The following is a 22662-nucleotide window of genomic DNA, read 5'->3' as shown; positions in this document are numbered from 1 at the left end:
CTGGCTCGGCGCTGCGTTTTTGCAGGTGCCGAGCCAATTTTCTTTGAGCCGCCTGTGGGAATCGAACCCACGACCTAATCATTACGAGTGATTCGCTCTGCCGACTGAGCTAAGGCGGCGGCGCTTGCAGTTCCCACGAAACGTAGGCTTACAGGCAACGGGCCTACTCTAGTTCCATCGGGGCCTTTCAAGCAAACTCTGAACCAAAAAAACACCATGCACCGCCTCACATCATACCTACGGTGGTTGTGCGAACTTATGGTCGCCGTGAAGCTCTCTGGCTTTCCACGTGACCCCTGATTATTTTGCGCTCTCCTTCGATAACCGCGAGGTCTCACCATTTCCCGCAACTCCCCATGCTGATCTCAATACCCCCGCTTCGCCTCGGCAACGACATATGGGGCGCAGCACCCTTTGGATACTGCGCCCCATCACAAGTGGTGCACTCAGTCAGTGCACACCAACCCGTCGTTGGGGACAGTGCCATCAAGAAGGTATCCTTCAACAGCGTCGGATACGCACGACGAACCGTCCTTGGAATAGGCGCCGTGGGACCATCCTTCCCATGTCACTAACACACCTGATTCCAGCTGCTCGGCAAGCGACTGAGCCATCACATATGGTGTCGCCGGGTCATTGGTCACCCCAATCACTACAATCGGCGCCGCACCCGCCGCCGTGATAGGCCCACGTGATGCGTGTTGTGTCGGCCAGCCTTCTAGGGAAGCAGATGACCACCCCATGAAACGCCCCATCACGGTCAGTTCTTCTTCAACTTTCTTCACCTGCGCCACCCATTCTTCTACGGTGCCAACAGGTTCCATATCCAAGCTATTCACAGCCACCAGCGCATCTGAACCGGAACCATCGTATGTACCGTCAACGTTACGCTCGTTAAGGATGTCTGCAATAAACAACAGGGTGGACCCGTCTCCGTCAAGGAATGCTTGCGACAAGCCTTGTTGCAACATTTCGTAGGTATCGGTGGAGTACAACGTGCCAATGACCGCCGTGCTTGCCAATCCGATCGTTAACGGACGATCAGGATCACTGGTGGGCAGTGGCTGCTTTTCGATGCGGCTAAAGAAATCAGCGATCTGTTGCATCGCTTCGTCAACAGTGCCATCAAATGGGCAGGTCGATGTCTGCTGACATACTTCCACCCAGTGGCGCAACGACGCTTCAAAGCCACGCATCTGCAGCTCCGACAAAGTATTGATATCCACCGCAGGGTCCACCGCACTGTCCAAAATGAAGCGGCCAACCATGTCAGGGAATTGCTCAGCGTAGGTAGCACCTAGGAAAGTGCCGTAAGAGTACCCCACGTAGTTCAGCGTATTTTGACCCATGAGTGCACGCGCAACATCAAAGTCGCGCGCAACCGACACAGTGTCAACGTATTTGTAGAGGTCACCACTGTGTGTCTGACAGCCCGCAGCATAATCAACCGCTTCTTGACGCGCCTTTTCTGCCTTCTCTTCATAGGACATCGCAGCTTCTTCGGCAGTGGTCACGTCGTTGTTCCACTCGTCGCGCTCAGCGTCGGTCATACATTTCAGTGGTGTTGATGCCCCCACGCCACGAGGATCCAATGCGACGATGTCGTAGGCATCAACCACGTCGGCACCGAATTGATCATTTACCATCCACGTAAGGGAATCAACCGAGGAAGCACCCGGACCACCAAGGTTAAAAAACAGCGCGTTTCCGCCAGACTGGTCACCAACGTGCTTGGCCATGGTCAGCGTGATCGTCTCCCCGTCGGGAGCATTCCAATCCAGTGGCACGTAGAAAGTTGTGCACTGGTAGTTCTCAATATCGCTGGGCGCACCGCTGCTGTCAGTTGATACCTGTTCGGTGCTGCACTGCGACCACACCAGATCTTGCTGGTAATAACTTTCCACGGTGCCACCTGTTGGCGGCGCAGGCGTTTCAACCGTCGTTTCCGTATCTAATTGCCTATTCGCCGAAACAATCGTGGGTAAAGCAAAAGCGAATACACCCACCCATGTCAGGAGGACGAACGACAGAACTGCAAATTGGAAAATACCCCAAGAAATAGCGATAACGGTAACGACACGAGGCCAAATAGGAGGTGACTGCATATCACCACCCTACGACACAACGCTCACATTTGCGGACGCAACGACACAGCCATCGCTTCGAGCGCCAACTGTGGGGCGACATTGCTGACGAGTCGCTGCCGTGCAACCTCAATGGCACGCGTACGTGCCAATGTTTGCTGCGGAGATGAGTCTTCAGCAATTTCAGCGACCACGTCCGCCAAATCGACGTTGACAAGTGCCGCACCTGTGTTCAATTGGATCATCAGCACGTCACGGTATATGGCAAGGAGATCAACCAGGGCACGGTCCAAGGTGTCGTGAATCGCACGCTTAGCTCGCCGTTTCTGTTCATCTTCGAGTTCCTTCAGACGAGCGCGCCCTTGCCGGTTCCTGGTATCGGCCTCGTCCATACCCAGCTGACGCAGCAAGGTTGCTTTTTCTTCAGCGTGACGTGCTTCCAGACGCGCCGCGGTTTCCTCCTGTGCAACCTCCAGAAGTTTTTCGGCCGCGAAAACGGCTTCCCCCACGGAACGCACTCGCACCGGGGCGGTAATAATGTCACGACGACGCTGCCGCGCTTTCGGATCACGCGCCAAAGCGCGGGCCAAGCCAATATGTGACTGCGCTGCACGTGCCGAGGCCAGTGCCACCTCGGGGTCAACACCGTCCCGCGCCACAAGAAGGTCCGCCACCGCCTGCGCGGCAGGTATTCTCAGCGCGACGTGGCGGCAGCGCGACCGGATGGTGGGCAGCATGTCTTCGCTGCTGGGCGCACACAAGATCCATACAGTCCGTTCGGGGGGTTCTTCAATGGCTTTAAGGAGCACATTGGCGGTGTGTTCACTCATACGGTCGGCGTCTTCAATGATGATGACACGCCATCTGCCCTGCGTGGGCGCCAGTTGCGCTCGCCCAATGAGGTCACGCACCTCAGCGACACGTATTTGGGTGGCCTCGGTTGAGACAAGGCGAATATCTGCGTGAGAGCGCAGCATTGCCGTGCGGCATCCTGCACATTGGCCGCATCCAATAACGTCGCCGGTGCACTGTAGCGCCGCGGCGAAAGCTAATGCGGCGATGGAGCGTCCTGATCCAGGTGGACCGGTGAGGAGCCATGAGTGCGTCATAGAGCGTGCCGAGGCCATGCCGAAGCCAGGCACAGCAGCATCGACGTGGGTGCCGGAGGTCACCGGTTCAGCCCCAAAGCCTCCCATACCTGAGCCTGCCCTAAGCTCCCCTGCAGTGGGTACAGCGTCCACAGCGAGGAGCAAACGTGCAGCTGAGGCGGCCTCACGTAACTGGGCGACCACCGCTTCCTGCCCGACAAGCTCTGCCCAGACGGTCACAAGATAACTCCCCCAAGGCTAGAAAAGAGGGTCGCTTCTTCCTCACACACTTTTGCTGTGACAGGTTCGGGACGGCTGAGGTTAGCGAAACGTTCCTCTAAGACACCGCGGATTTCACTATAGACTTCCGCTGGCGTCCCAACAGCGTCAATCACCACTATACGGTCGGCTTGTTCGTCGGCAAGTCGAAGATACTCATGCCGTACTCGTTCATGAAAATCCGTAGATTCCCGCTCAAGACGGTCGGGGACACCATTGCGGCGTCTGGCCCCCACCTCGGGCGGCAAATCAAGGAGGAAGGTCAACGTTGGCATCAAGGCGCGCGTCGCCCATGTCGACAAGGTCCGAATTTCCTCAACACCGAGGTTGCGTGCCGCCCCCTGGTAGGCAACGGAGGAATCCACGTACCGGTCACCAAGGACAACGTAGCCTGCTTCTAAAGCAGGACGTATCACAGTGGCAACATGGTAGGCACGGTCAGCTGCGTACAGCAATGCTTCTGTCCGAGGATCCACGTCATCAGGACCATTTTGAACGAGGTGACGCAGCTGCAATCCCAGGTCTGTACCCCCAGGCTCGCGAGTAACTAGCACAGTAAATCCCCTGTCTTCAAACCAGGTTTTCACCTGTTGAATTTGGGTGGATTTACCCGCCCCGTCACCCCCTTCGAAGGTGACAAAGATCCCCGGCATCACGGTGTCATCAGGCTGCATACGCCTATCCTCCCACGAGGTTGTCACATCTGCGTCCAGCGCAGCACCATCACGCTTTCTTTGTCCGCGTCGCCCGTCGAGAGGTGGCCTTCGTCGCCGCAGTCTTTGACGAGGCACCCGAGCGTTTCGCACTACGCTTGGGAGCAGGTCCCTTGGCACGCTTATCAGCCAGCAGCTCAAATGCGCGCGCCTCGGTCAAATCTTCCACCGTTTCAGCGCGTGGCACCGTTACATTCGTCACCCCATCAGTGACGTAGGGGCCAAAACGCCCATCTTTCACAGTCACTTTTTTGCCTGACACCGGGTCGTCACCAAATTCTCGAAGTGGCGGTTTCGCGACACCTCGGCCACGGGTCTTAGGCTGGGCGTAGATCGCTAAGGCCTCATCCAGTGTGATGGTGAGCAGCTGTTCTTCGCTAGGCAGCGTCCGCGAGTCACTCCCCTTCTTCAAATAGGGGCCATAACGACCATTTTGCGCCGTAATCACCTCTCCTGTGGCAGGGTCGGCGCCCAGTTCACGTGGCAGTGACAACAGTTGAAGTGCCTGTTCCAAAGTGACATCGGACAGACTCATTGTCTGGAACAGGGATGCGGTACGAGGTTTAGCTTTTCCTCGGCCTTTGGTTTGGTCGGTATCAGATTCGGGCAGGACCTCGGTGACATACGGGCCGAAACGACCATTCTTGGCCACCACTGTATGTCCACTCACCGGGTCTACCCCCAGTTCTCGTCCGTCATCTGCAGCCAACGCGAAAAGTTCCGCGATCTTGTCGTCGTTAATTTCATCAGGCGCTAAGCTTTCCGGGACGTTGGCGCGGCTCCCATCCTCTTTCTCAAGGTAAGGGCCGTAGCGCCCCACACGTAGAGTGACGCCGTTAGCCACATCAATGGAGTTCACTGCGCGCGCATCAACGTCATCACCCAATGAGGCAACTTGGAATCGTAATCCGTCCGCATCACCCTTGCCGTCTGCGCCTAAGTAAAACTGGGTGAGGAAGGCGCGACCATCCTCCTGGCCTGCGGCAATACGGTCCAAATCTGTTTCCATTGACGCCGTGAAGTCGTAGTCGACCAGGCTGGCAAGGTTTTCTTCCAGCAATCGGGTCACTGAAAAAGCCAGCCATGTGGGCACGAGGTATTGACCGCGGTGCACAACATAGCCGCGCTCCCCAATGGTTTGAATCGTTGCCGCGTAGGTGGAGGGCCGCCCGATACCGAGTTCCTCCATCATTTTCACCAGCGTCGCTTCCGTGTATCGCCCAGGGGGCTGGGTACGGTGTCCGCCCGCAGTGGCCTCGACAATATCGGCACGTTCCCCTTTGGCCACATTCGGCAGTACCTTCTCTGACTCGCTTTTTTCTGAGTCGTAGCGGCCTTTGTCGCGGCCTTCCTGGTATGCCAAGCGGAACCCTGGTTCAGTGATGACAGTACCCGATGCCGAACTGAGGACATCGTGGCGCCCCTGCTCATCTGATACGCCAGTCAGCACGCGGATTGTGGCGGTGAAACCCACAGCGTCAGCCATTTGTGAAGCAATAGTTCGCTTCCAAATCAAGTCATACAACGCAAGTTGCTGAGCTGAAAGCTGCCCCGCCACCTGAGATGGAGTGCGGAAATGATCCCCAGCAGGGCGGATCGCCTCGTGAGCTTCCTGCGCACCTTTGGCAACCTTCCCGTAGACGCGAGGCTGCTCCGCCACTGCCTGCGCGCCGTAGAGTTCGCTGGCCTGTTGGCGTGCTGCAGCAACTGCCTGGGATGACAGGGCCGTGGAGTCAGTACGCATATAGGTGATATAGCCCGATTCGTACAACGATTGGGCTGTGCGCATCGTTGATGAGGCATTCCAATGCAGTTTGCGTGACGCCTCCTGCTGAAGGGTCGAGGTGGTGAAGGGGGCAGCAGGTCGGCGCCGGTACGGCTTTTGGCTGACATCGTCAATAATTGACGAGGCCGAGGCAGCCAGCAGGTCAGCCAACCGTGTCGCTTCAGCTTCTTTAAGGTGAAGTGCCGAGGCCTTTGTTGCTTTTTCGCCGAGCACACCCTTTTCGGTGAAGTCAGAGCCAGTGGCAATTGGTCGACCATCGACGTGGGTGACGCGCGCAGCGAAAGACTCACCGTGGGCCACAATATCGGTGTCAATACCCCAGTACTCGGCATCCACGTGAGCCATACGCTCTCGTTCACGATCAACAACAAGGCGCGTAGCTACTGACTGGACGCGCCCAGCTGATAGCGACGGACGGATTTTGCGCCACAACAGAGGCGACACCTCGTAGCCGTAGAGGCGGTCCAGGATACGCCGCGTTTCTTGGGCATCAACCAGGGAGGTATCGACCTCACGTGTATTAGCCAGTGCCCGCTCAATAGCTTCACGAGTGATTTCGTGGAATACCATGCGTTTGACCGGCACCTTTGGTTTGAGTACTTCAAGCAGGTGCCACGCGATGGCTTCACCTTCACGGTCTTCGTCAGTTGCAAGATAGAGTTCATCAGCCTCTTTGAGGAGCCGTTTCAGTTCGGTCACTTTTTTCTTCTTGTCAGGATTGACCGTGTAATACGGTTCAAATCCGTCTTCAACGCTGACCGCGAAACGTCCAAACGGACCTTTCTTCATCTCGGCAGGCAGATCTTTAGGTTGCGGCAGGTCACGGATATGCCCAATTGAGGCGGTTACGTGGAAGTCTGGCCCAAGATAGCCTTCGATGGTGGAGGCCTTAGCGGGAGACTCCACGATGACGAGTTTCGAGGCGCCCATTATTTGCCCTACTCATTTCTTCCAGTCGCATATGCCGATGAAAACTGCTGCAATCATCAACAGGTCGTCAAATTACACCAACTGTGCTGACCTTATACCGTGATGTCAACTTATGTGTACTATCCACACGCCAGCGCACTGTGACAAGCAGCCTTTCTTCACGTTCTGAAATGGGAAAATACCACGAAAATGGCTCTGAGCCACATCTGGCCATGACGCCTGATGCCACACTCGGTCATGGCGACGCGTGATGGCAGCACGTGGTAGCTGCGCCGCACAGTGATTTAACGCGCGACCTTTAGCATTCCTGCCCGCAATAAACGCTCAAGGACTGGCAGCACCTCGTAGCGCAACTGCTCAACCTCCTCGTCCATCAACGCCGCGAGCGCCACAAGGATTTGCCCGACACTTAACTCACCGTCGCAGGCACCCACAAGCGCAGACACCGCGCTGGACACCTGAATAGCCCGACCCATGCCACCACCTTGGTGCAGGATCACAACCGACGGGTTGGCGTTACCTGGTATGTAATGGCGTTCCTCAGTGACATCATCACATGTGACTAGGTGCAGCTGTTCGAGGTGGGCAGGCAGACGCAGCGAATCCAATGCCTGAAGCACATCCACCCCACTGGGGATACGCCCTGCCTGAACGAAGTCGTAGACACGAATAGGAGTAACGGGATCCGCCACGCGGCGCGCAGCAATGAATCCCATGCCAACCCCTTGGATGCCTGCGCCAGCAAAGTCATCCATCCAGGCACGGTAGGCTCTGTCGTATTCGTCGTGGCTACTACCGCCGTCACGCAACCACAATTCGGCATACTGGGTAGGGTCAAGGACATCACGCTGCACCGCCCACACGTCCAGAGACATTTGGTGACACCACTGGTGGAGGCGACGTGGCCACCCTGTTGTCGAATCGTCACACTCAGGGTCAGCGTCCGCATCTATCTCCCAATTAGCCAGCACATGCACTGTTCCACCTTCACGCAGATGATGCTGAGCGCCAACGATGACGGCGCCGACAAGACTGTCACGCTCCATACCGGCGTCACGGTATTCCAATAGTCCCGTTTCACGCAAGGCTGGCGGGGTAATAACAAATGGTGGATTGGACACGATGAGGTCGAAGATTTCGCCCGCGACTGGCTCGTAGAGTGATCCTTGGCGTACATCAATACTGACGCCGTTAAGAGCGGCATTAAATCGTGTTATTTGGCAGGCCCTCGCGGAAATATCAGTGGCCACCACGTGATCGGCGTGCGTGGCAAGGTAGAGGGCTTGGATACCGCAGCCACATCCCACATCCAGCGCACGCTGGACGGTGTGGCGCGGCGTCATGGCGAGAAGTGATGTTGTGGCACCACCGATCCCCATGACGTGGTGCGGCGGCAAGGCATTCCTGGTGACGGCCTGGGGCAGGTCAGACAATATCCACCAATGGTGCGTAGCTGTACCGTGGGTGCTGACCACACTTTGGTGTGTGGCTATTTCATGATGAGCTTCGGCGCGTTGGGTGCTGGCCGCGCCGCGAGGACCGTAGCTGCCTTGGTGTGGCCGAAGATCGAAAGCTGCCCGCCACAGGTCAGGTCCGGCCTCGGCAATAAGACCCAGCGCCCGCAGACCCTGGCACCCCAAGGTGGGCATCGCTTGGTCGAGGCGCCACGTGGTTTCAGGCACGCCCAACATAAAGAAGCGGGTCAGTATCCCCGCCGCCTCAACAGTGCCCTCAAGTATGCGAGCAGCAGGAACGTACTCTTCGCGGCTGAGCGCGCTCATCGCCACCGGTCCCAGCAGCTGTTCTACCCTATCGGCATTCCAAGCAGCAGCCTGCAGGTCAGCGGCAAGGTCAGGTATGCGCGGCGAGTCAGCAACAGGGACATGGGTTTCGTGCTCAGTCATGTCTTAAGCGTAGGTGCTGTCGCCGTGATGCGTAGCCCTCCCGGCGCGAGCTCGCGCACCACCGTCAGCGGCCACAGCATCACCGATGGGCATCACCGCGCACACTATCGCGTTTGCAGGCAGAAATGCCGTGGTGGACACACGAAGTACCGCGTTTTTGGTATGAGGGTGCACAATTGAGTGTCACCCCGACGGTGGCGGTGGCACAGTAAGTGAGGAGCTTTCGTGCGAGCATTACGGAAGACGGCTGCGGCCCCCGGTTTGGAATTGTGCGAGATTCCCGAACCAACGCCTGGTTTTGGTGAAGTAAAAATTCGGGTCCTACGTGCGGGTCTGTGCGGCACCGACGTGCACCTTTACAACTGGGACGGCGGAGCACCTGGTTCACTCACCCCACCTCAAACCCTCGGTCACGAATTTTGTGGGGAAATAGTTGCCGTTGGCCCCGGAGTAGTTGAAGGCAAAGGTCGCGATGAGCTTCACGTTGGCCAGCGCGTATCGGTTGAAGGGCACGTCGTTTGTGGTCGCTGTCGTAACTGCAGGGCAGGTCGGCGTCACATGTGTATCCGCACCATTGGTATTGGCGTAAACCGTGATGGGGGTTTCGCTGACTATGTTGTCGTTCCCGCTGGCAATGTGTGGGTCCAACCCGACATGATTGACGCCGAACTCGGTGCGCTCTTTGATCCACTGGGTAATGCCGTCCACAGCTGCCAACAGGCAGAACTCACCGGACAGGACGTCCTTATTACAGGTGCTGGACCTATCGGCGTCATGTGCGCTGCGCTGGCTCAACATGCGGGTGCCCGCCATGTGGTAGTCACGGATATACAAGACGACCGTTTGGCACTGGCATCTCAGGCAGGCGCTGACCGTGCCGTGAATGTCACCAAAGAAACACTGCCTGACGTGATGGCTGCCCTCGATATCCGCGAAGGATTCGATGTGGGTCTGGAAATGTCCGGGGCACCCGGCGGACTCAATACCCTCATTGACTACTGCACACACGGGGCGACACTGGCACTTCTTGGTCTTCCTAAGGGCGCCTTCCCAGTCGACTGGGGTAAGGTCATTACCCGCATGTTCACAATAAAAGGTGTCTACGGTCGCGAAATGTTCGACACCTGGTATTTGGCGACCTACATGATGGAAACCTCCCAGCGCCTTCGCGATTCGGTGCGCTCCATCATCACACATCGCTTCAGCCCCGAGGAGTGGGAACAGGCATTCGAGGCGGCAGCCTCAGGCACGGCAGGTAAAGTCATCCTTGACTGGGAACACTGATAGCACGCACGTGGCCCCGCAACGACCTGCTCCGCCACTGCTGGTACGTGGCGGCACGCCCTGTCGGCACCTCCATATATACCTATTCCGCCAATTTTTCCTATATCAGAAGGGAATACCATGGACACGCTGTCACCGCGCCTTCGGTCAGCATTAGACGAGATACGCGCTGCGGGCCTGTATAAATCGGAACGTGAAATCCTTGGCCGCCAAGGACCCCAAGTGCAGACCCGTCGCGGCGACGCATTGAATTTCTGTGCCAATAACTACCTGGGCCTAGCAGGTGACCCTCGGCCCGCACAAGCCGCAAAAGAAGCCCTTGACCGGTGGGGTTTCGGGTTGAGTTCCGTGCGCTTTATCTGCGGCACGCAGGACCAGCATCGCGCATTCGAAAATGAAATCGCAGCATTTCTTGGCACTGAGGACGCCATATTATTCTCCAGTTGTTTTGACGCCAACGGCGGCGTCTTCGACGCACTATTTGGCCCCGGGGACGCCATTATTTCCGACGAACTGAACCACGCCTCGTTAATCGACGGCATTCGCCTGTGTAAAGCGACACGCTACCGCTACCGCAATGCCGATATGGACGATCTACGCGCCCAACTTCTTGGCGCACGCAATGATGGCGCCGATCAGATCGTTATCGTCACCGACGGCGTATTTTCAATGGACGGATCCTATGCACCGCTACCCGAGATATGCGACCTTGCTGAAGAATTTCATGCCCTCGTCCTCGTTGACGACTCCCACGCCACCGGTTTTGTTGGCGACGGCGGAAAAGGTACGCCCGAGTTCTTTGGCGTTGCTGACCGTGTCGACATTTTGACCGGCACCTTGGGTAAGGCCTTGGGCGGTGCTTCCGGCGGCTACGTCGCAGGCCCGCAGGCCGTCATCGACATGTTGCGCCAAAAAGCACGCCCTTATCTGTTCTCCAATACGCTCGCCCCAGCGGTTGTTGCTGGTTCTCGGGAGGCGTTGCGTATTGCGGCAGCAGCAGATGCGGAGCGCGCCCATTTACGGGAGGTGTCGGCGCTATTTCGTCAGCTCATGGCGCAGGCAGGTTTCACTGTCCTCCCCGGTTCGCATCCGATCCACGCAGTGATGTTCCCCGGTGATGACGGCGCTCGCGTTGCCGCTGAAATTGCCGAACGCATGTTGGACTACGGCGTCTACGTTGTCGCTTTTTCCTTCCCGGTTGTGCCACGCCAGAAGGCGCGGATTCGTGTGCAGCTTTCAGCGGCTCACAGTCGCGAAGACGTAGTGGCCTGTGTTGATGCGTTTATTCGTGCGCGCGCCGAAGTGGTGGCGCCAGCAGAAGGGACTCACTGATAATGCCCGGTGGTTTAGTTGCGCTCCTTGACGATATTGCAACGCTCGCGAAGGTAGCTGCCTCGTCCCTTGACGACGTGGCTGCCGGCGCCGCGAAGGCGTCAGCGAAGGCTGCCGGCGTGGTGATTGACGACGCGGCAGTAACACCTCAATACGTTCAGGGCCTCTCACCTGCTCGCGAAGTGCCCGTGATTGCACGTATCGCTAAAGGCTCACTGATTAACAAGCTCGCCATTATTTTGCCGGCGGCGTTGCTGCTCAGTTGGTTGGCACCGTGGGCGCTACCAATATTGCTCATTATTGGCGGCTCGTACCTGTGTTTTGAAGGCGCCGAGAAAGTCTTGTCTAAACTTGGCCTGATTTCTCACCACCATGAGGACAACGCGGGTGGGCAGGCAACAAGTGCCGACGAATTTGAGAATAAGATTGTTGTCTCAGCGGTACGTACCGACCTTATTTTATCGGCTGAAATCATGTTGATCGCATTGGCAGATCTGTCCACCCAGTCGTCAACGATGCGTATTGCCGTGCTGGTGACGGTGGCGTTTGCGATGACCTTCGTGGTGTATGGCGCAGTGGCGTTGCTAGTGAAGATGGACGATTTTGGTGCGCATTTGGCACGCGGTGGTGGTGCTCGCGCTGGGCTGGGTCGCTCCATCGTCAAAATGATGCCCGGCGTTTTTTCAGCCATTGGTATTGTCGGCACTGTTGCAATGCTGTGGGTGGGTGGGCACATCATCATTGCGTCCCTGGCTGACGTCGGTTTTGATGCGCTCCATCATGGTGTCGAATACGTCGTCCATCTCGCTCAGGCAGGGGGCAGTGTCGTGATGTGGCTTGTGGAAACTGCCCTATCGGGTGTTTTCGGCCTCGTGTGGGGGAGCGTCCTGGCTGGTATTTGGCTGCTGCTAATGCGCCTCATACGCGGAGCGACGCACTGACGGTGGGCGACCTCGGGTAATTGACGAGGCGGACCGCCTTCCGCTGAAATGGGGGCCACGCCACCGACCGTTCTGATGCGCTCAGCCGTAAAGGGCGATAGATTAAAGTGCGACACGGCCTTTCGTCCTAGATTGGCCCACGTAAGACGGAGGACTGCTATGAGCGTCTACACACTGCCCGAACTTCCCTACGATTACGCCGCGCTGGAACCCCATATTTCTGGTCGCATCATGGAATTGCACCACGACAAGCACCACGCCGCGTACGTGGCAGGCGCCAATGGTGCCCTGGCTGCTCTTGAAGCTGCTCGTGATGCAGGCGACCACGCTGCCATCAATCTGCACGAAAAGAATCTGGCTTTCCACCTGGGCGGACACACCAACCACACGATCTTCTGGCAGAATATGACCCCCGGTGGACAGGGACGTCCCGACGGCGAACTCGCCGCTGCCATTGATGAGTACTTCGGTTCTTTCGAGAAATTCCAAGCCCAGTTTGCCGCCGCAGCCCTTGGCCTCCAGGGCAGCGGCTGGGGCGTCCTGGCCTGGGATAGCCTGGGCAACCGTCTGGTGACCTTCCAACTCACCGACCAGCAGGGCAATATTCCGGTGGCTACTGTGCCACTGCTCATGCTCGACATGTGGGAGCACGCGTTCTACCTTGACTACGTCAATGTCAAGGGCGACTACGTCAAAGCCTGGTGGAATGTCGTGAACTGGGCAGACGTTGCGGCGCGTTTTGATCGGGCACGCACCTTCTCGGGGCTTGTCACTATCTGATCAGATACTGCGACCCACGGTCCACACAGCGAATGTGGCTCACGAGGGGCGTAAAACGTTGTTCACCACGACGCTCATGCCTTTCGTGAGCCACATTCGTATCACGCGCACATCGCGGGGAATGGTGTGCGGCTCAGAACTTACCGCCGCCACCGCCGTGCGTTGCCCCCGAAGAACTCCTATGGGTACTTGATCCCGAACTGTCCGAGGATATCGCCCGGGGCGTTCTTGACACCGAACGGCTGATAATCTGTTCGCTGCCTGCTAGCACCTGGAATGTTCCTGGCGCCATAATGTCTTCGCTGCGTGATGCGCGCCCAATGTTTTTCATCTTCGACACGAAAAATACGCGGACCACAATTTTGGCAAAAAGCACACCCCCTGCTAGTGCACCGATAATCGTACTCACCACCACGGATGGCATATCCTTGTGCGACAGTCGCCCGCCATTTAAGGGCGTGCCACCACGATAGGCCTGCATATAGGCGTCCATGTGTTCAAGGAATTCGTGGCAGGCGTCAGCCCATTTCTCGTCCCCAAGAGAGGACGAGATGTCATTGCCAATGGCTTCGATACTGCGGTCAGTGAATGTGGGGATCGATTCACCTGACGTGGAGATCCACCAGTCGCGGCTCGATGGGGATACGAGCAGTAGTACCCCGCTACGCTGCTCACCAATGCCATACCCGTTCTCGTCAAAGTAATCGTCGGCACGCGCCATTGGGGTCTTGCCGTTAAGGTCAGCAAAAAGGATGACGATGTCTTGGCGGTGGCGACTCACCAGGTTCGCTATCTCAGCCTCTAGGCTTTGTTCTTCGCTGTCGGTCAGTACATTAACTTCGTCAATTACCCGGTCACTATTGGCCCAAGCGACATCGGGTAACCCCAACGGCATCACGAAAAGCAGTGCGACAAATAGGGACAGGACGTACTGAGTGACAACACCGCAGGTGCGAAATACGCTCATCGTTACGCCCTCCTTTTAGGAAAAATACGCGACAGACAGCAGCCATGACACGATGCCGCTCAGGATGGCGAATACGGCAAAGAACCCTAATTCCACTGCGCGTTTACGTTTGACGCTGATAGGGAATTCGCCAACAACCTCCCCCGTTTGCCCGTTGATAGCAAAGGGATAGTGCTTGCCAGCATAGGAAATGACGATGAGCCACACGGGCAACAGGGCGTACCACATGCCCGACGGTTCAACAGCAAGGTTCGCTGACACGGTCCGAGGCGCACTGTGGTTGGTCACCGACCGTGCGGCCAGGTGACATGCGGCCTCCCTGACCCGCTGATGCGCCTCGTTACGTGTGTCCTCCCCGGCGATGTCGTAGGAGGAGGCAGCGTAACCTGATAGGTAGGCGGTACCGAACTCTTTTGACCCTGCTAGGTCGAATGGTTCAACACCCTGGGCGCGAGGTCGATCTAATTTCGTTGTTCCACACGCAGGCACGCCGCGGTAGACGCTGCGAATCCTGCGATGAATCGCGTACGTCGTTGTTTCGGTACAGTCGTTGTTGCCTTCGGTCCAACTTCGTGTCTCGTTGGCTTCCATATGCACGTCCCCAAAAACTGTGCCGTCGTGGAACCAGTAGGGCAGGTATGTGCCGGTAGCTTCTGACAGTGTGTGCTGGTCGCGAAAATCTTTGGGCAGTAGAAATTTTCCTCGCGTACTGTCGAGAAATGCGCGCAGCATACCGGCTTTGTCGACGCTAAATGGGATAAGGAAATCGGGCACACGTTTTCTTGTGATGCGCTGGTTGGCTACGAAGGTGTTGTTACAAAATCCGCAGCGCGTTGAGATCGTGGTTGGATCTGCGACAATTTCTGCGCCGCAGGAGTTGCAGATCAGCTCTTCCATCCCGTCTGCCGCGTCGAAGGTGCGTTCTGGGATTGACGAGGCGGTCGGGGCTTGGGCGCGGGCCTGCCCTTCCTGCAACACGGGGGCGTCTGGTGCCATGTGCGTGCGAGCATTACCTCCTGGTGACGCTTGCGGGCGAGGCTCCACTCCCGGCGTTACTGTAGCTTGAGCATGGCTGAGTGTTTCTGTATGAGACTGCGCCTGGGCAGTGTCATCCCGGTGCGCATTAAAGCGTTCCACCTGTGCAACGTCGAATCGAGACCCGCAATAGTCGCATGTCATAAGCCCAATAGCGGCGTTAAACTCGATGGGCGCAGAACATGCAGGGCATTTGTACTGAGTATTCGCCACCAGCGCCTCCTTTGCGGCATGCTATTACGATGTAGCCTATTCTCATTTACGGAGAAATTCATCGAAATGATGAAATGGGACACAAAATACGCGATGATGTAGTAGACCCCGTCTGAGTATCGCTATTTGACCCGTGACACGACGACGCGTCTCCACTTAGAGGAAGGACACACCGTGGGTTTATTTAAGGCAGCAGCAGGTGCCATCGGCGGCGTACTAGCAGACCAGTGGCGTGAAGCGATTGAACCGACAGACATGGGAGAAGGCGTTGTTTTTTGCAAAGGAAGCCGCCTGCGCCCTGACGACAGTCGGGGCGCCAACCGAAAGGGCACCGACGACATCATCACCAACGGATCAGCTATTCACGTGTATGACCGCCAGGCAATGATGCTGATTGATGGTGGTCGTATCGCTGATTTCGCTGCCGAGCCAGGTATTTTCACTGTCGATCATTCCACTGCCCCGTCCATCTTTTCTGGTGAACTTCGCGAGTCGGTCGTCGACACGTGGAAGCGTTTCACCTTCGGCGGTGTCACTCCACAGAAGCAGCAGGCGTTCTACATCAACCTACAAGAAATCAAGGGGATAAAATTTGGCACACCCAACGCGTTAAATTACTTCGACACCTTCTACAACGCCGAGTTATTTTTGCGGTGCCACGGGACCTTCTCTATCAAGATCGTTGACCCCATCTTGTTCTACCAGGAAGTCATCCCACGCGATGCGCTACGTCTTCACATTGACGACGTAAAAGAACAGTACATGTCTGAGTTCCTCGAGGCACTACAGACCTCTATCAACCAGATGAGCGTTGACGGGATCCGCATTTCGCAGGTTGCTTCAAAGATGCGGGAACTCTCGCAGTACATGCGTGACACACTGGATGAAGATTGGTTGCGTCACCGCGGCATGGAAATCCAAGCAGTGGGTATCGCTTCGATCAGTTACGACGAAGAATCCCGCAAGCTCATCGACATGCGCAACCAGGGCGCTATGTTGTCTGACCCGTCGGTACGTGAAGGGTATGTCCAAGGAGCAGTCGCTCGCGGGATGGAGGCTGCAGGCTCAAATGAGGCTGGCGCAGGTCTTGCATTTATGGGCATGGGAATGGGTATGCAAGCAGGTGGTGGCTTTATGCAAGCCGCCTCACAATCCAACCAGGCACAAATGGCCCAGCAGCAGTACCAACAGCCGTATCCACCGCAGTACCCACCGATGCCAGGTCAGGCGCCCGCCGGGTACCCGCGAGGCTACCCTCAGGGCTACCCACCACAAGGGCAGGCGCATCCCCAGCAGGCACCTGGGCAAGCGCCCTACCCCCAGCAACCCCCTTATCCGCAGCATTATCCTCAGCAGGCACCTGGGCATACCCAGCAACCAATGCCACCAGCTCCACCCACTACCTACCCAGGCGGGAATGCGCCAACTGCGGGAGCGTCCCAGCAGGTACCTCAGCAGCAACTCCCCTCTCAGCCTCCGACTCCAGTGCATGGTGCAGCGCCAACGCCGCAGGCTGAAGCTGCGGTTGCCTGTAGTAAATGCGGCACCGCCTTCTCCATGCCTGAGCAGCGTTTCTGCGCCATGTGTGGGGCGCCTCGGTCCTGAGCGGGTGCAACAAAATAGACTGCGGTGGGGGTGGCCCCTCGGAAAAATATCGAGATGCTGCAAGAATATGGAATATGTCTTCCCTTGCGCCGACGAGTTCCACCCCGACCGTAAAACCCTGGTGGCGACGCCACAAGACGTTCTACGCTTCCGGTCCCGGTCGGCGTCCGTTAATGTGGACTCGGCGCCTCACCATTGCCTCTGCCCACGGTGATGGTGCTGCATTCGCCGACCTTAACTTGTCGTTCCGCGCAGGTGCGCTCACCGTCGTCCTTGACCGTTCCCCTGAACGTGCCCGCACTCTGCTGCTCACCTTAGGTGGGTATCTTCCCACCAAGGCTCGCAGCATCCGCACTGCCAAACGGACGCGCCGAGGCCTCGGAAAGCCTCCTGCGGTCGCGCTCCTGACACCTTTGAGCACCCCTGATATGTCGTTAACCGTTGAGCAGTGCCTGGTACAACCACTTGCTCAGTGCGGCACCGTAGTCGAAACCTCTACCTTTTCTGAGGTTGCCAATCTATGCGGACTTACCCGTTACCTGCATAAATCAGCGGCGACGCTTGGCCCTCAAGGGCCGTGGCGGATAAAGGTCGCACAAGCATTACTGGTCGGCGCTGCCATTATCCTGGTCGAGAATCCGACCCGCGACATGCTGTCTGGCCCAGCCGACGAGGTCATGCGTTTTCTTTCCGAGGTGGCTCACAGTGGCGTTTCCGTGATCGTCACCTCGCAGGATCCGCGTGTCGTACTTCATGCGGATCGAGCCATCCTCATTACAGACGGATCCGTATGCGCAGATCTTCCTCACCCCAGTGCAGATTCGGTGGCAACTCACTGGGTACAGGATTCGAATCCTGTGCCGCTCTTAGGTCCTCTTCCTACCGCTGAACCAAGCGATGACGAGGCCGCGCCCACAACGTGGTTCCCACTGGAGGTAACCGCTGTACGCAGCAACGACGAGCCGCATGTCCTTGATGAGGAAGACGACGACCCTCATGCACCTGCACAGACCCACGAGGGCACCGAACCTGATGGACAAGCCGATCCACGCGAAGCGGAAGACCCTACCGGGGACCATGAAGCAGATGCCGTACACCCAAGCCACGACGCAGTGAGCACTCAGACGGGACCCATCCCACGGGCAGCGCTTCCCCAGCGTGTGAGTATTGTGCGTACCCCGATCCAAAGCAAAACTGCGATTTCGACAACACCATCACCTCACACCGAGGATGTTGTCACACGTGCCCAACGGATCCTCAGTGACCTTCCAGGACCTGTTTTTACCGAAGAATAGGCCAGGTCCTCGCACCGCGGGAGTGAACGTGAGACACTTAAAGCGTGCGCATCTGCGTCAAACAGGAAGCGAGTGCAGATAATGTCTTTTGAGAACTACGCCGACCAGTCTGCCCCCCATGCAGCCTCCCCTGGCCCCACCATTCCCGAGGCAACCCCAAAGGCGCAGGTATCGGTCGGCACCCTATTTGCCGCATTCACTACTCAGGTACGTAGCCTCATCGAAGATGAGATTCGCCTGGCGAAAACGAAATTCCGCGACGCAGCACGATCCCTTTCCTCAGGCGCCGTGATCCTTGCTATTGCGGGCGTACTAGCTCTTTATGCTTTGGGTTGGGGTTTGCATACCGGTGAGCTTGCGCTGCGTCTTGTCCTGCCGCAGTGGGCTGCGGCGCTTATTGTCTGTGTTGTGCTCCTCCTAGTCGTTGCGCTCCTGACACCTATTGGCCTGAAGAAGCTCAAAGAAGGTAGCGAAAATACCGCGAAAGTGCAACAGGAGTTCAAAGACAATATGGCTGGCAATGTTGATATTCTCAAGAAGGGACTGAGCAGTGAGCGCGACTGAGGACACCCGTACCGCCGCACAGATCGAAGCCGATTTGGCTGCAACACGGCAGCAGATGGCACGTACACTTGACGACCTCGTCTTTCAACTCAGCCCTAGCCATCAAATTGACCAGGTGAAACTGAAACTGACCCAGACAGCACAAAATTTCCCTGAGCAGGCACGCGCCTGGGCTGAACGAACCTGTGAGAAGGCCCGCACAACTGTTGACGCAGCACGTAGTGGTGACGAGGATGCGCTGCGCAAAGTGGGAATTGCAGCAGTGGCAACCGTTGCGGTTGTTGGCCTTGTGTGCCTGCGAATCTTCCGTCGCCGCTAGACGACATCAACCAATACTTCTCCCATCCGGCACTCTAAGAATGGGGCTTTTTCCATTCGACCGCTATGATGGGGAGCACGACAGAATGATGAAACTCGGGGACCGCGTATGCGGACCCGCACGACGTGGAGGGGGTCGACCCCATGGGGCGCGGCCGTCAAAAGGCTAAGCAGACGAAAGTCGCACGCAAACTCAAGTATTTCAGTCCTGATACGGACCTGGATGCCCTCCAGCGGGAGCTGGCTTCCGGTAGGGACTCATACGAGGACCCCTATGCCCGGTATGCGGATGAGGACGAGGACGACGAATATGTTGACCCGTATGCTCCCCAGGAAGACGACAAGGACGACCTTGACCCAATGGACGAGGCGTTCTGGACTGGTTCGAAATCGTCCTAGATTCTGTGCGGCAAGACCGTGACCTTCTTCCGTAAAGCGGGGTCAGCCGCGCAGATCAATTGGGAAATTGCGGGCCTACAGTGGCTTGCTGATGCCCAAGACGTAGGCAGTGTGGATCACAGCGGTGCCTTTGTTGTCCCCATCGTGGGTAGTGGTCGCACCTACCTGGAGGAGCCGCGCCTGCACGATATAGGCGCCACGCCTGCTCATGCCGACGCTTTCGGCCATGCCCTTGCCTACACCCATGCTGCAGGTGCCTCCCATTGGGGTGCGCCACCACCGAGGTGGTCGGGTGACGGGTGGATGGGTGCGGCTCACCTCCCTCTGATTGACGAGGCGGCACACGCTCCCGCCTCGTGGGGCACCTACTACGCGTCCTACCGTATCCTCCCCTATCTGGCGACCTCTCCCTTCACCCCCGAGCAGATGCGCGTCATCGAGCGGCTGTGCGAACGCCTCGACAATGGCGATTTTGAGCACGACCAGCCTGCCCTTCTGCACGGCACTGGACAGCAGGCACGCCTCCACGGCGACCTGTGGGGTGGCAATATTATGTGGACGGACCGTGGAGCGGTCCTTATTGATCCGGCCGCTCAGGGCGGACATGCTGAAGAAGACCTTGCACAATTGCGTGTCTTCGGCACGCCCTACGCTGACCGAATTATCGCGGCCTACCATGAGGCGTCACCGCTATGTGATGGGTGGCGTGAACGGGTAACGTTGCACCAGATGCATATGTTAATGGTCCACTGTCACCTATTTGGGGGCGCCTACATCACCGAAACAGTGTCCCTGGCACGCCGTTACCTGTGATAGCCAAATGTTGCGGGGGCTCCGTGGCAAAAGGCCGCTGCAGGCGCCGATGCGCCGACTCGCGCAGGGACGAACACCTGCCCAGTCCAACACCCCAAAAGGTCTGTTAATTGGGCACGTTCTCCACACCGCAGTGGATAAGAAGGGCGTCCATCAGGGCGGCCGAACCGTCATTTTCCACAGAGGCAGTCACGTAGTCAGCTGAGGCCTTCACACTGTCGTGAGCACCACCCATCGACACGGCAAAATGTGCCCAATCAAACATCGGCACGTCATTCGTCCCATCGCCAACGGCAATGGTGCCCTCTGGTGGAATATCAAAGTCCTGTGCCAACTGCGCCAATGCTGAGGCTTTAGTTACCCCCAGCGGACCCACATCAGCCCAGGATGTCCACCCGACGAAAACCTCATGCGTATCCCGAAGGTCAGATTCGGCAATCATCTGAGAAAACTCTGGCACATCCATCCACGGTGCCCGTATCACCATTTTCGCCGTCGTCTTGCTACGCAACTCGTCGAAAGTGGCAATACGAATATGTTCAATAAATTCACCTGCCGGGAAGGATTGCGACAGGAGGTAGCCGAAATCTGCCTCGACCCCTATCAGCGCGCCTGGCACCGCGTCGAGAGCACGGTCAAGTACCTCCCTCACCTCAAAATAGCGGGCTGATCGCACATAAGCACCACCGGTGTGACGCGGATGAAATTCCGTGAAAACAGCGCCATTGGAACACACCACCAGCGCGGTATCCGCATCTAACATCTGCATCACCGGCACTGTCGCCCCTGGCGAGCGACCGGTGGTGACCACAGGATGTGCCCCAGCATCGGTAAGAGCATGGAAGGCCTCACGCACCCGCGTCGAGGCACCGTTGCGTGTAATGAGTGTGCCGTCAATATCCAGCCCGATGAGGAGCTGCGACGGATCGGTCGGTAAATCCGGCGGTAAAGCGGCGAGCGCCGCTTCGACGACCTCACGATATTCACGAGGCGCCTCCCCCGAGGGCGGAGGGGTAACGATGGCGTGACTGATTGTGTCCACTGCAGCCTCAGGCAAGCGGGGATAAGACGTCAAGTCCACCCAGGTAAGGCTGCAGAGCTGCAGGAATACGCACGCTTCCATCAGGCATCTGATGGTTCTCGAGGATCGCAACAATCCAGCGGGTCGTTGCCAAGGTGCCGTTAAGAGTGGCAACAGGATAGATCTGCCCATCTTCGCGGCGCTCACGGATACCAAGCCGTCGCGCCTGGAAGGTCGTGCAATTCGACGTTGAGGTTACTTCCATCCACCGTTGCTGGGTCGGCAGCCATGCTTCGCAGTCGAATTTGCGTGCGGCAGAGGTCCCCAGGTCGCCAGCAGCTGTGTCAATAACGCGGTACGGCAATTCGACCTTGGCCAGCATCTCTTCTTCCCAGGCCAAGAAACGCTGATGCTCCATCTCGGAGGATTCGGGGCGGCAGAAGCTAAACATTTCCACCTTATTGAATTGGTGGACGCGAATAATGCCGCGTGTGTCTTTGCCTGCAGAACCGGCTTCACGGCGGTAACAGGTAGACCACCCCAGGTAGCGTTTTGCACCCGCAGTAAGGTCAAGGATTTCATCGGCATGGTATCCCGCGAGCGCCACCTCAGAGGTACCGGTGAGGTACAGGTCATCAGCAGGCAAATAGTAGATTTCGTCGGAATGTTCATTGAGGAAACCCGTGCCACCCATCACTGCGGGGGTGACTAGCGTTGGTGTCATCATCGGGGTAAAGCCTGCTGCCACGGCCTGATCCATCGCCATGGTCATCAGGGCTAATTCCAGGCGTGCCCCCACGCCAGTCAGGTAGTAGAAACGTGAGCCCGACACTTTGGCGCCACGTTTGACATCAATAGCACCCAGGGACTCGCCCAACGCTAAATGGTCCGCAGGTTCGAAACCTTCATCAACGAAATCCCTGACTGCAGGGCCTTCATGGCGCAGGACAACATAGTCTTCTTCCCCGCCGGTGGGGACACCGTCAAGGATAAGGTTGGGCAGCATACGTGCAAGACGGTCTGCTTCAGCAGCGCACTCATTGGCTTTCGCTTCAGCGGCTTTGACCTGTTCGGCAAGTTCTTTTGCTTGCGCCAGCACGGCAGGCCGCTCCTGAGGGCTGGCTTTGCCAACCGAACGAGACACGTCCTTTTGAGTGGAACGTAAACGTTCAAATTCCTGCAATGAGGCACGGCGTTGCGCGTCAGCATCAAGGATCTGGTCGACGAGGCCAACATCGCCACCTCTGGCTCGTTGCGATGCTCGGGCCGGTTCAGGATTCTCTCGCAGTGCGCGCACATCAATCATGGCTG

19 protein-coding genes and 1 tRNA gene are annotated in these 22662 nt (G+C 57.4%); 10 read left to right on the top strand and 10 right to left on the bottom strand.

Features of this window, described 5'->3' with window-relative positions:
- Window positions 1–46: 46 nt before the first annotated feature.
- The 6 genes from G438_RS0101600 to G438_RS0101575 all read right to left on the bottom strand — a co-directional run bounded on the left by G438_RS0101600 (window position 47) and on the right by G438_RS0101575 (window position 8784).
- A tRNA-Thr gene (locus tag G438_RS0101600) sits at window positions 47–119 on the bottom strand.
- Window positions 120–446: 327 nt separating this feature from the next.
- Complete coding sequence (locus G438_RS0101595; RefSeq protein ID WP_051259190.1) at window positions 447–2105, bottom strand: alpha/beta hydrolase; 1659 nt, start codon at window positions 2103–2105, stop codon at window positions 447–449.
- Window positions 2106–2128: 23 nt separating this feature from the next.
- A complete protein-coding gene (locus G438_RS0101590; RefSeq protein WP_026459870.1) occupies window positions 2129–3412 on the bottom strand; it encodes a DNA polymerase III subunit delta' in 1284 nt (427 codons plus the stop codon).
- The gene (gene tmk / locus G438_RS0101585; protein ID WP_240470948.1) at window positions 3409–4125 is read right to left on the bottom strand and encodes a dTMP kinase; all 717 of its coding nucleotides are present in this window, start codon (window positions 4123–4125) and stop codon (window positions 3409–3411) included. Before tmk ends, G438_RS0101590 begins: the two co-directional genes overlap by 4 nt.
- A gap of 49 nt (window positions 4126–4174) precedes the next feature.
- Window positions 4175–6880 carry a type I DNA topoisomerase gene (gene topA / locus G438_RS0101580; RefSeq protein ID WP_026459868.1) on the bottom strand — a complete coding sequence of 902 codons (2706 nt, stop codon included), beginning with the start codon at window positions 6878–6880 and terminating at the stop codon, window positions 4175–4177.
- A 284-nt stretch (window positions 6881–7164) separates the two neighbouring features.
- Complete coding sequence (locus G438_RS0101575; protein WP_026459867.1) at window positions 7165–8784, bottom strand: DUF7059 domain-containing protein; 1620 nt, start codon at window positions 8782–8784, stop codon at window positions 7165–7167.
- A 225-nt stretch (window positions 8785–9009) separates the two neighbouring features.
- On the opposite strand from G438_RS0101575, the gene tdh reads away from it, so the two are divergent.
- From tdh to G438_RS0101555, 4 genes are all read left to right on the top strand, one after another.
- Window positions 9010–10068 (top strand): L-threonine 3-dehydrogenase, encoded by a 1059-nt coding sequence (gene tdh, locus G438_RS0101570; protein ID WP_026459866.1) that lies wholly within the window; start codon window positions 9010–9012, stop codon window positions 10066–10068.
- 120 nt (window positions 10069–10188) lie between these two features.
- Window positions 10189–11400, top strand: a complete 1212-nt coding sequence (locus G438_RS0101565; RefSeq protein ID WP_026459865.1) for a glycine C-acetyltransferase — start codon at window positions 10189–10191, stop codon at window positions 11398–11400.
- Window positions 11401–11402: 2 nt separating this feature from the next.
- Window positions 11403–12341, top strand: coding sequence for a DUF808 domain-containing protein (locus G438_RS0101560; RefSeq protein ID WP_026459864.1), 939 nt, complete (start codon window positions 11403–11405; stop codon window positions 12339–12341).
- Window positions 12342–12500: 159 nt separating this feature from the next.
- Window positions 12501–13121 (top strand): superoxide dismutase, encoded by a 621-nt coding sequence (locus tag G438_RS0101555; protein ID WP_026459863.1) that lies wholly within the window; start codon window positions 12501–12503, stop codon window positions 13119–13121.
- A 133-nt stretch (window positions 13122–13254) separates the two neighbouring features.
- Here the strand turns inward: G438_RS0101555 and G438_RS0101550 are convergent, their stop codons facing one another.
- Window positions 13255–14088 carry a TPM domain-containing protein gene (locus G438_RS0101550; RefSeq protein ID WP_026459862.1) on the bottom strand — a complete coding sequence of 278 codons (834 nt, stop codon included), beginning with the start codon at window positions 14086–14088 and terminating at the stop codon, window positions 13255–13257.
- A gap of 15 nt (window positions 14089–14103) precedes the next feature.
- Window positions 14104–15336: a TFIIB-type zinc ribbon-containing protein gene (locus tag G438_RS0101545; RefSeq protein WP_026459861.1), complete on the bottom strand. Its 1233-nt coding sequence runs from the start codon at window positions 15334–15336 to the stop codon at window positions 14104–14106.
- A gap of 174 nt (window positions 15337–15510) precedes the next feature.
- On the opposite strand from G438_RS0101545, the gene G438_RS0101540 reads away from it, so the two are divergent.
- The 6 genes from G438_RS0101540 (at window position 15511) to G438_RS0101515 (ending at window position 20330) form a co-directional block, all read left to right on the top strand.
- The gene (locus G438_RS0101540; protein ID WP_026459860.1) at window positions 15511–16941 is read left to right on the top strand and encodes an SPFH domain-containing protein; all 1431 of its coding nucleotides are present in this window, start codon (window positions 15511–15513) and stop codon (window positions 16939–16941) included.
- Between the two features lie 74 nt (window positions 16942–17015).
- Window positions 17016–18236, top strand: coding sequence for a hypothetical protein (locus G438_RS0101535; RefSeq protein ID WP_131245705.1), 1221 nt, complete (start codon window positions 17016–17018; stop codon window positions 18234–18236).
- A gap of 81 nt (window positions 18237–18317) precedes the next feature.
- Window positions 18318–18800, top strand: coding sequence for a phage holin family protein (locus tag G438_RS10245; RefSeq protein WP_051259189.1), 483 nt, complete (start codon window positions 18318–18320; stop codon window positions 18798–18800).
- Window positions 18787–19119, top strand: coding sequence for a DUF3618 domain-containing protein (locus G438_RS0101525; RefSeq protein WP_026459858.1), 333 nt, complete (start codon window positions 18787–18789; stop codon window positions 19117–19119). The genes G438_RS10245 and G438_RS0101525 overlap by 14 nt, the downstream gene beginning before the upstream one ends.
- Before the next feature lie 143 nt (window positions 19120–19262).
- Window positions 19263–19517: a DUF3073 domain-containing protein gene (locus G438_RS0101520; RefSeq protein WP_026459857.1), complete on the top strand. Its 255-nt coding sequence runs from the start codon at window positions 19263–19265 to the stop codon at window positions 19515–19517.
- A gap of 18 nt (window positions 19518–19535) precedes the next feature.
- Entirely contained in the window at window positions 19536–20330 is a 795-nt protein-coding gene (locus G438_RS0101515; protein ID WP_026459856.1) for a fructosamine kinase family protein, read from the top strand.
- 106 nt (window positions 20331–20436) lie between these two features.
- Here the strand turns inward: G438_RS0101515 and G438_RS0101510 are convergent, their stop codons facing one another.
- A complete protein-coding gene (locus G438_RS0101510) occupies window positions 20437–21411 on the bottom strand; it encodes an HAD family hydrolase (protein ID WP_165569215.1) in 975 nt (324 codons plus the stop codon).
- Window positions 21380–22657 (bottom strand): serine--tRNA ligase, encoded by a 1278-nt coding sequence (gene serS / locus G438_RS0101505; RefSeq protein ID WP_026459854.1) that lies wholly within the window; start codon window positions 22655–22657, stop codon window positions 21380–21382. The genes G438_RS0101510 and serS overlap by 32 nt, the downstream gene beginning before the upstream one ends.
- Between the last annotated feature and the right edge of the window lie 5 nt (window positions 22658–22662).

Source organism: Schaalia suimastitidis DSM 15538 (genome assembly GCF_000429105.1).
Lineage (GTDB): Bacteria > Actinomycetota > Actinomycetes > Actinomycetales > Actinomycetaceae > Pauljensenia > Pauljensenia suimastitidis.
This window is presented reverse-complemented; position numbering and strand designations above follow the sequence as displayed.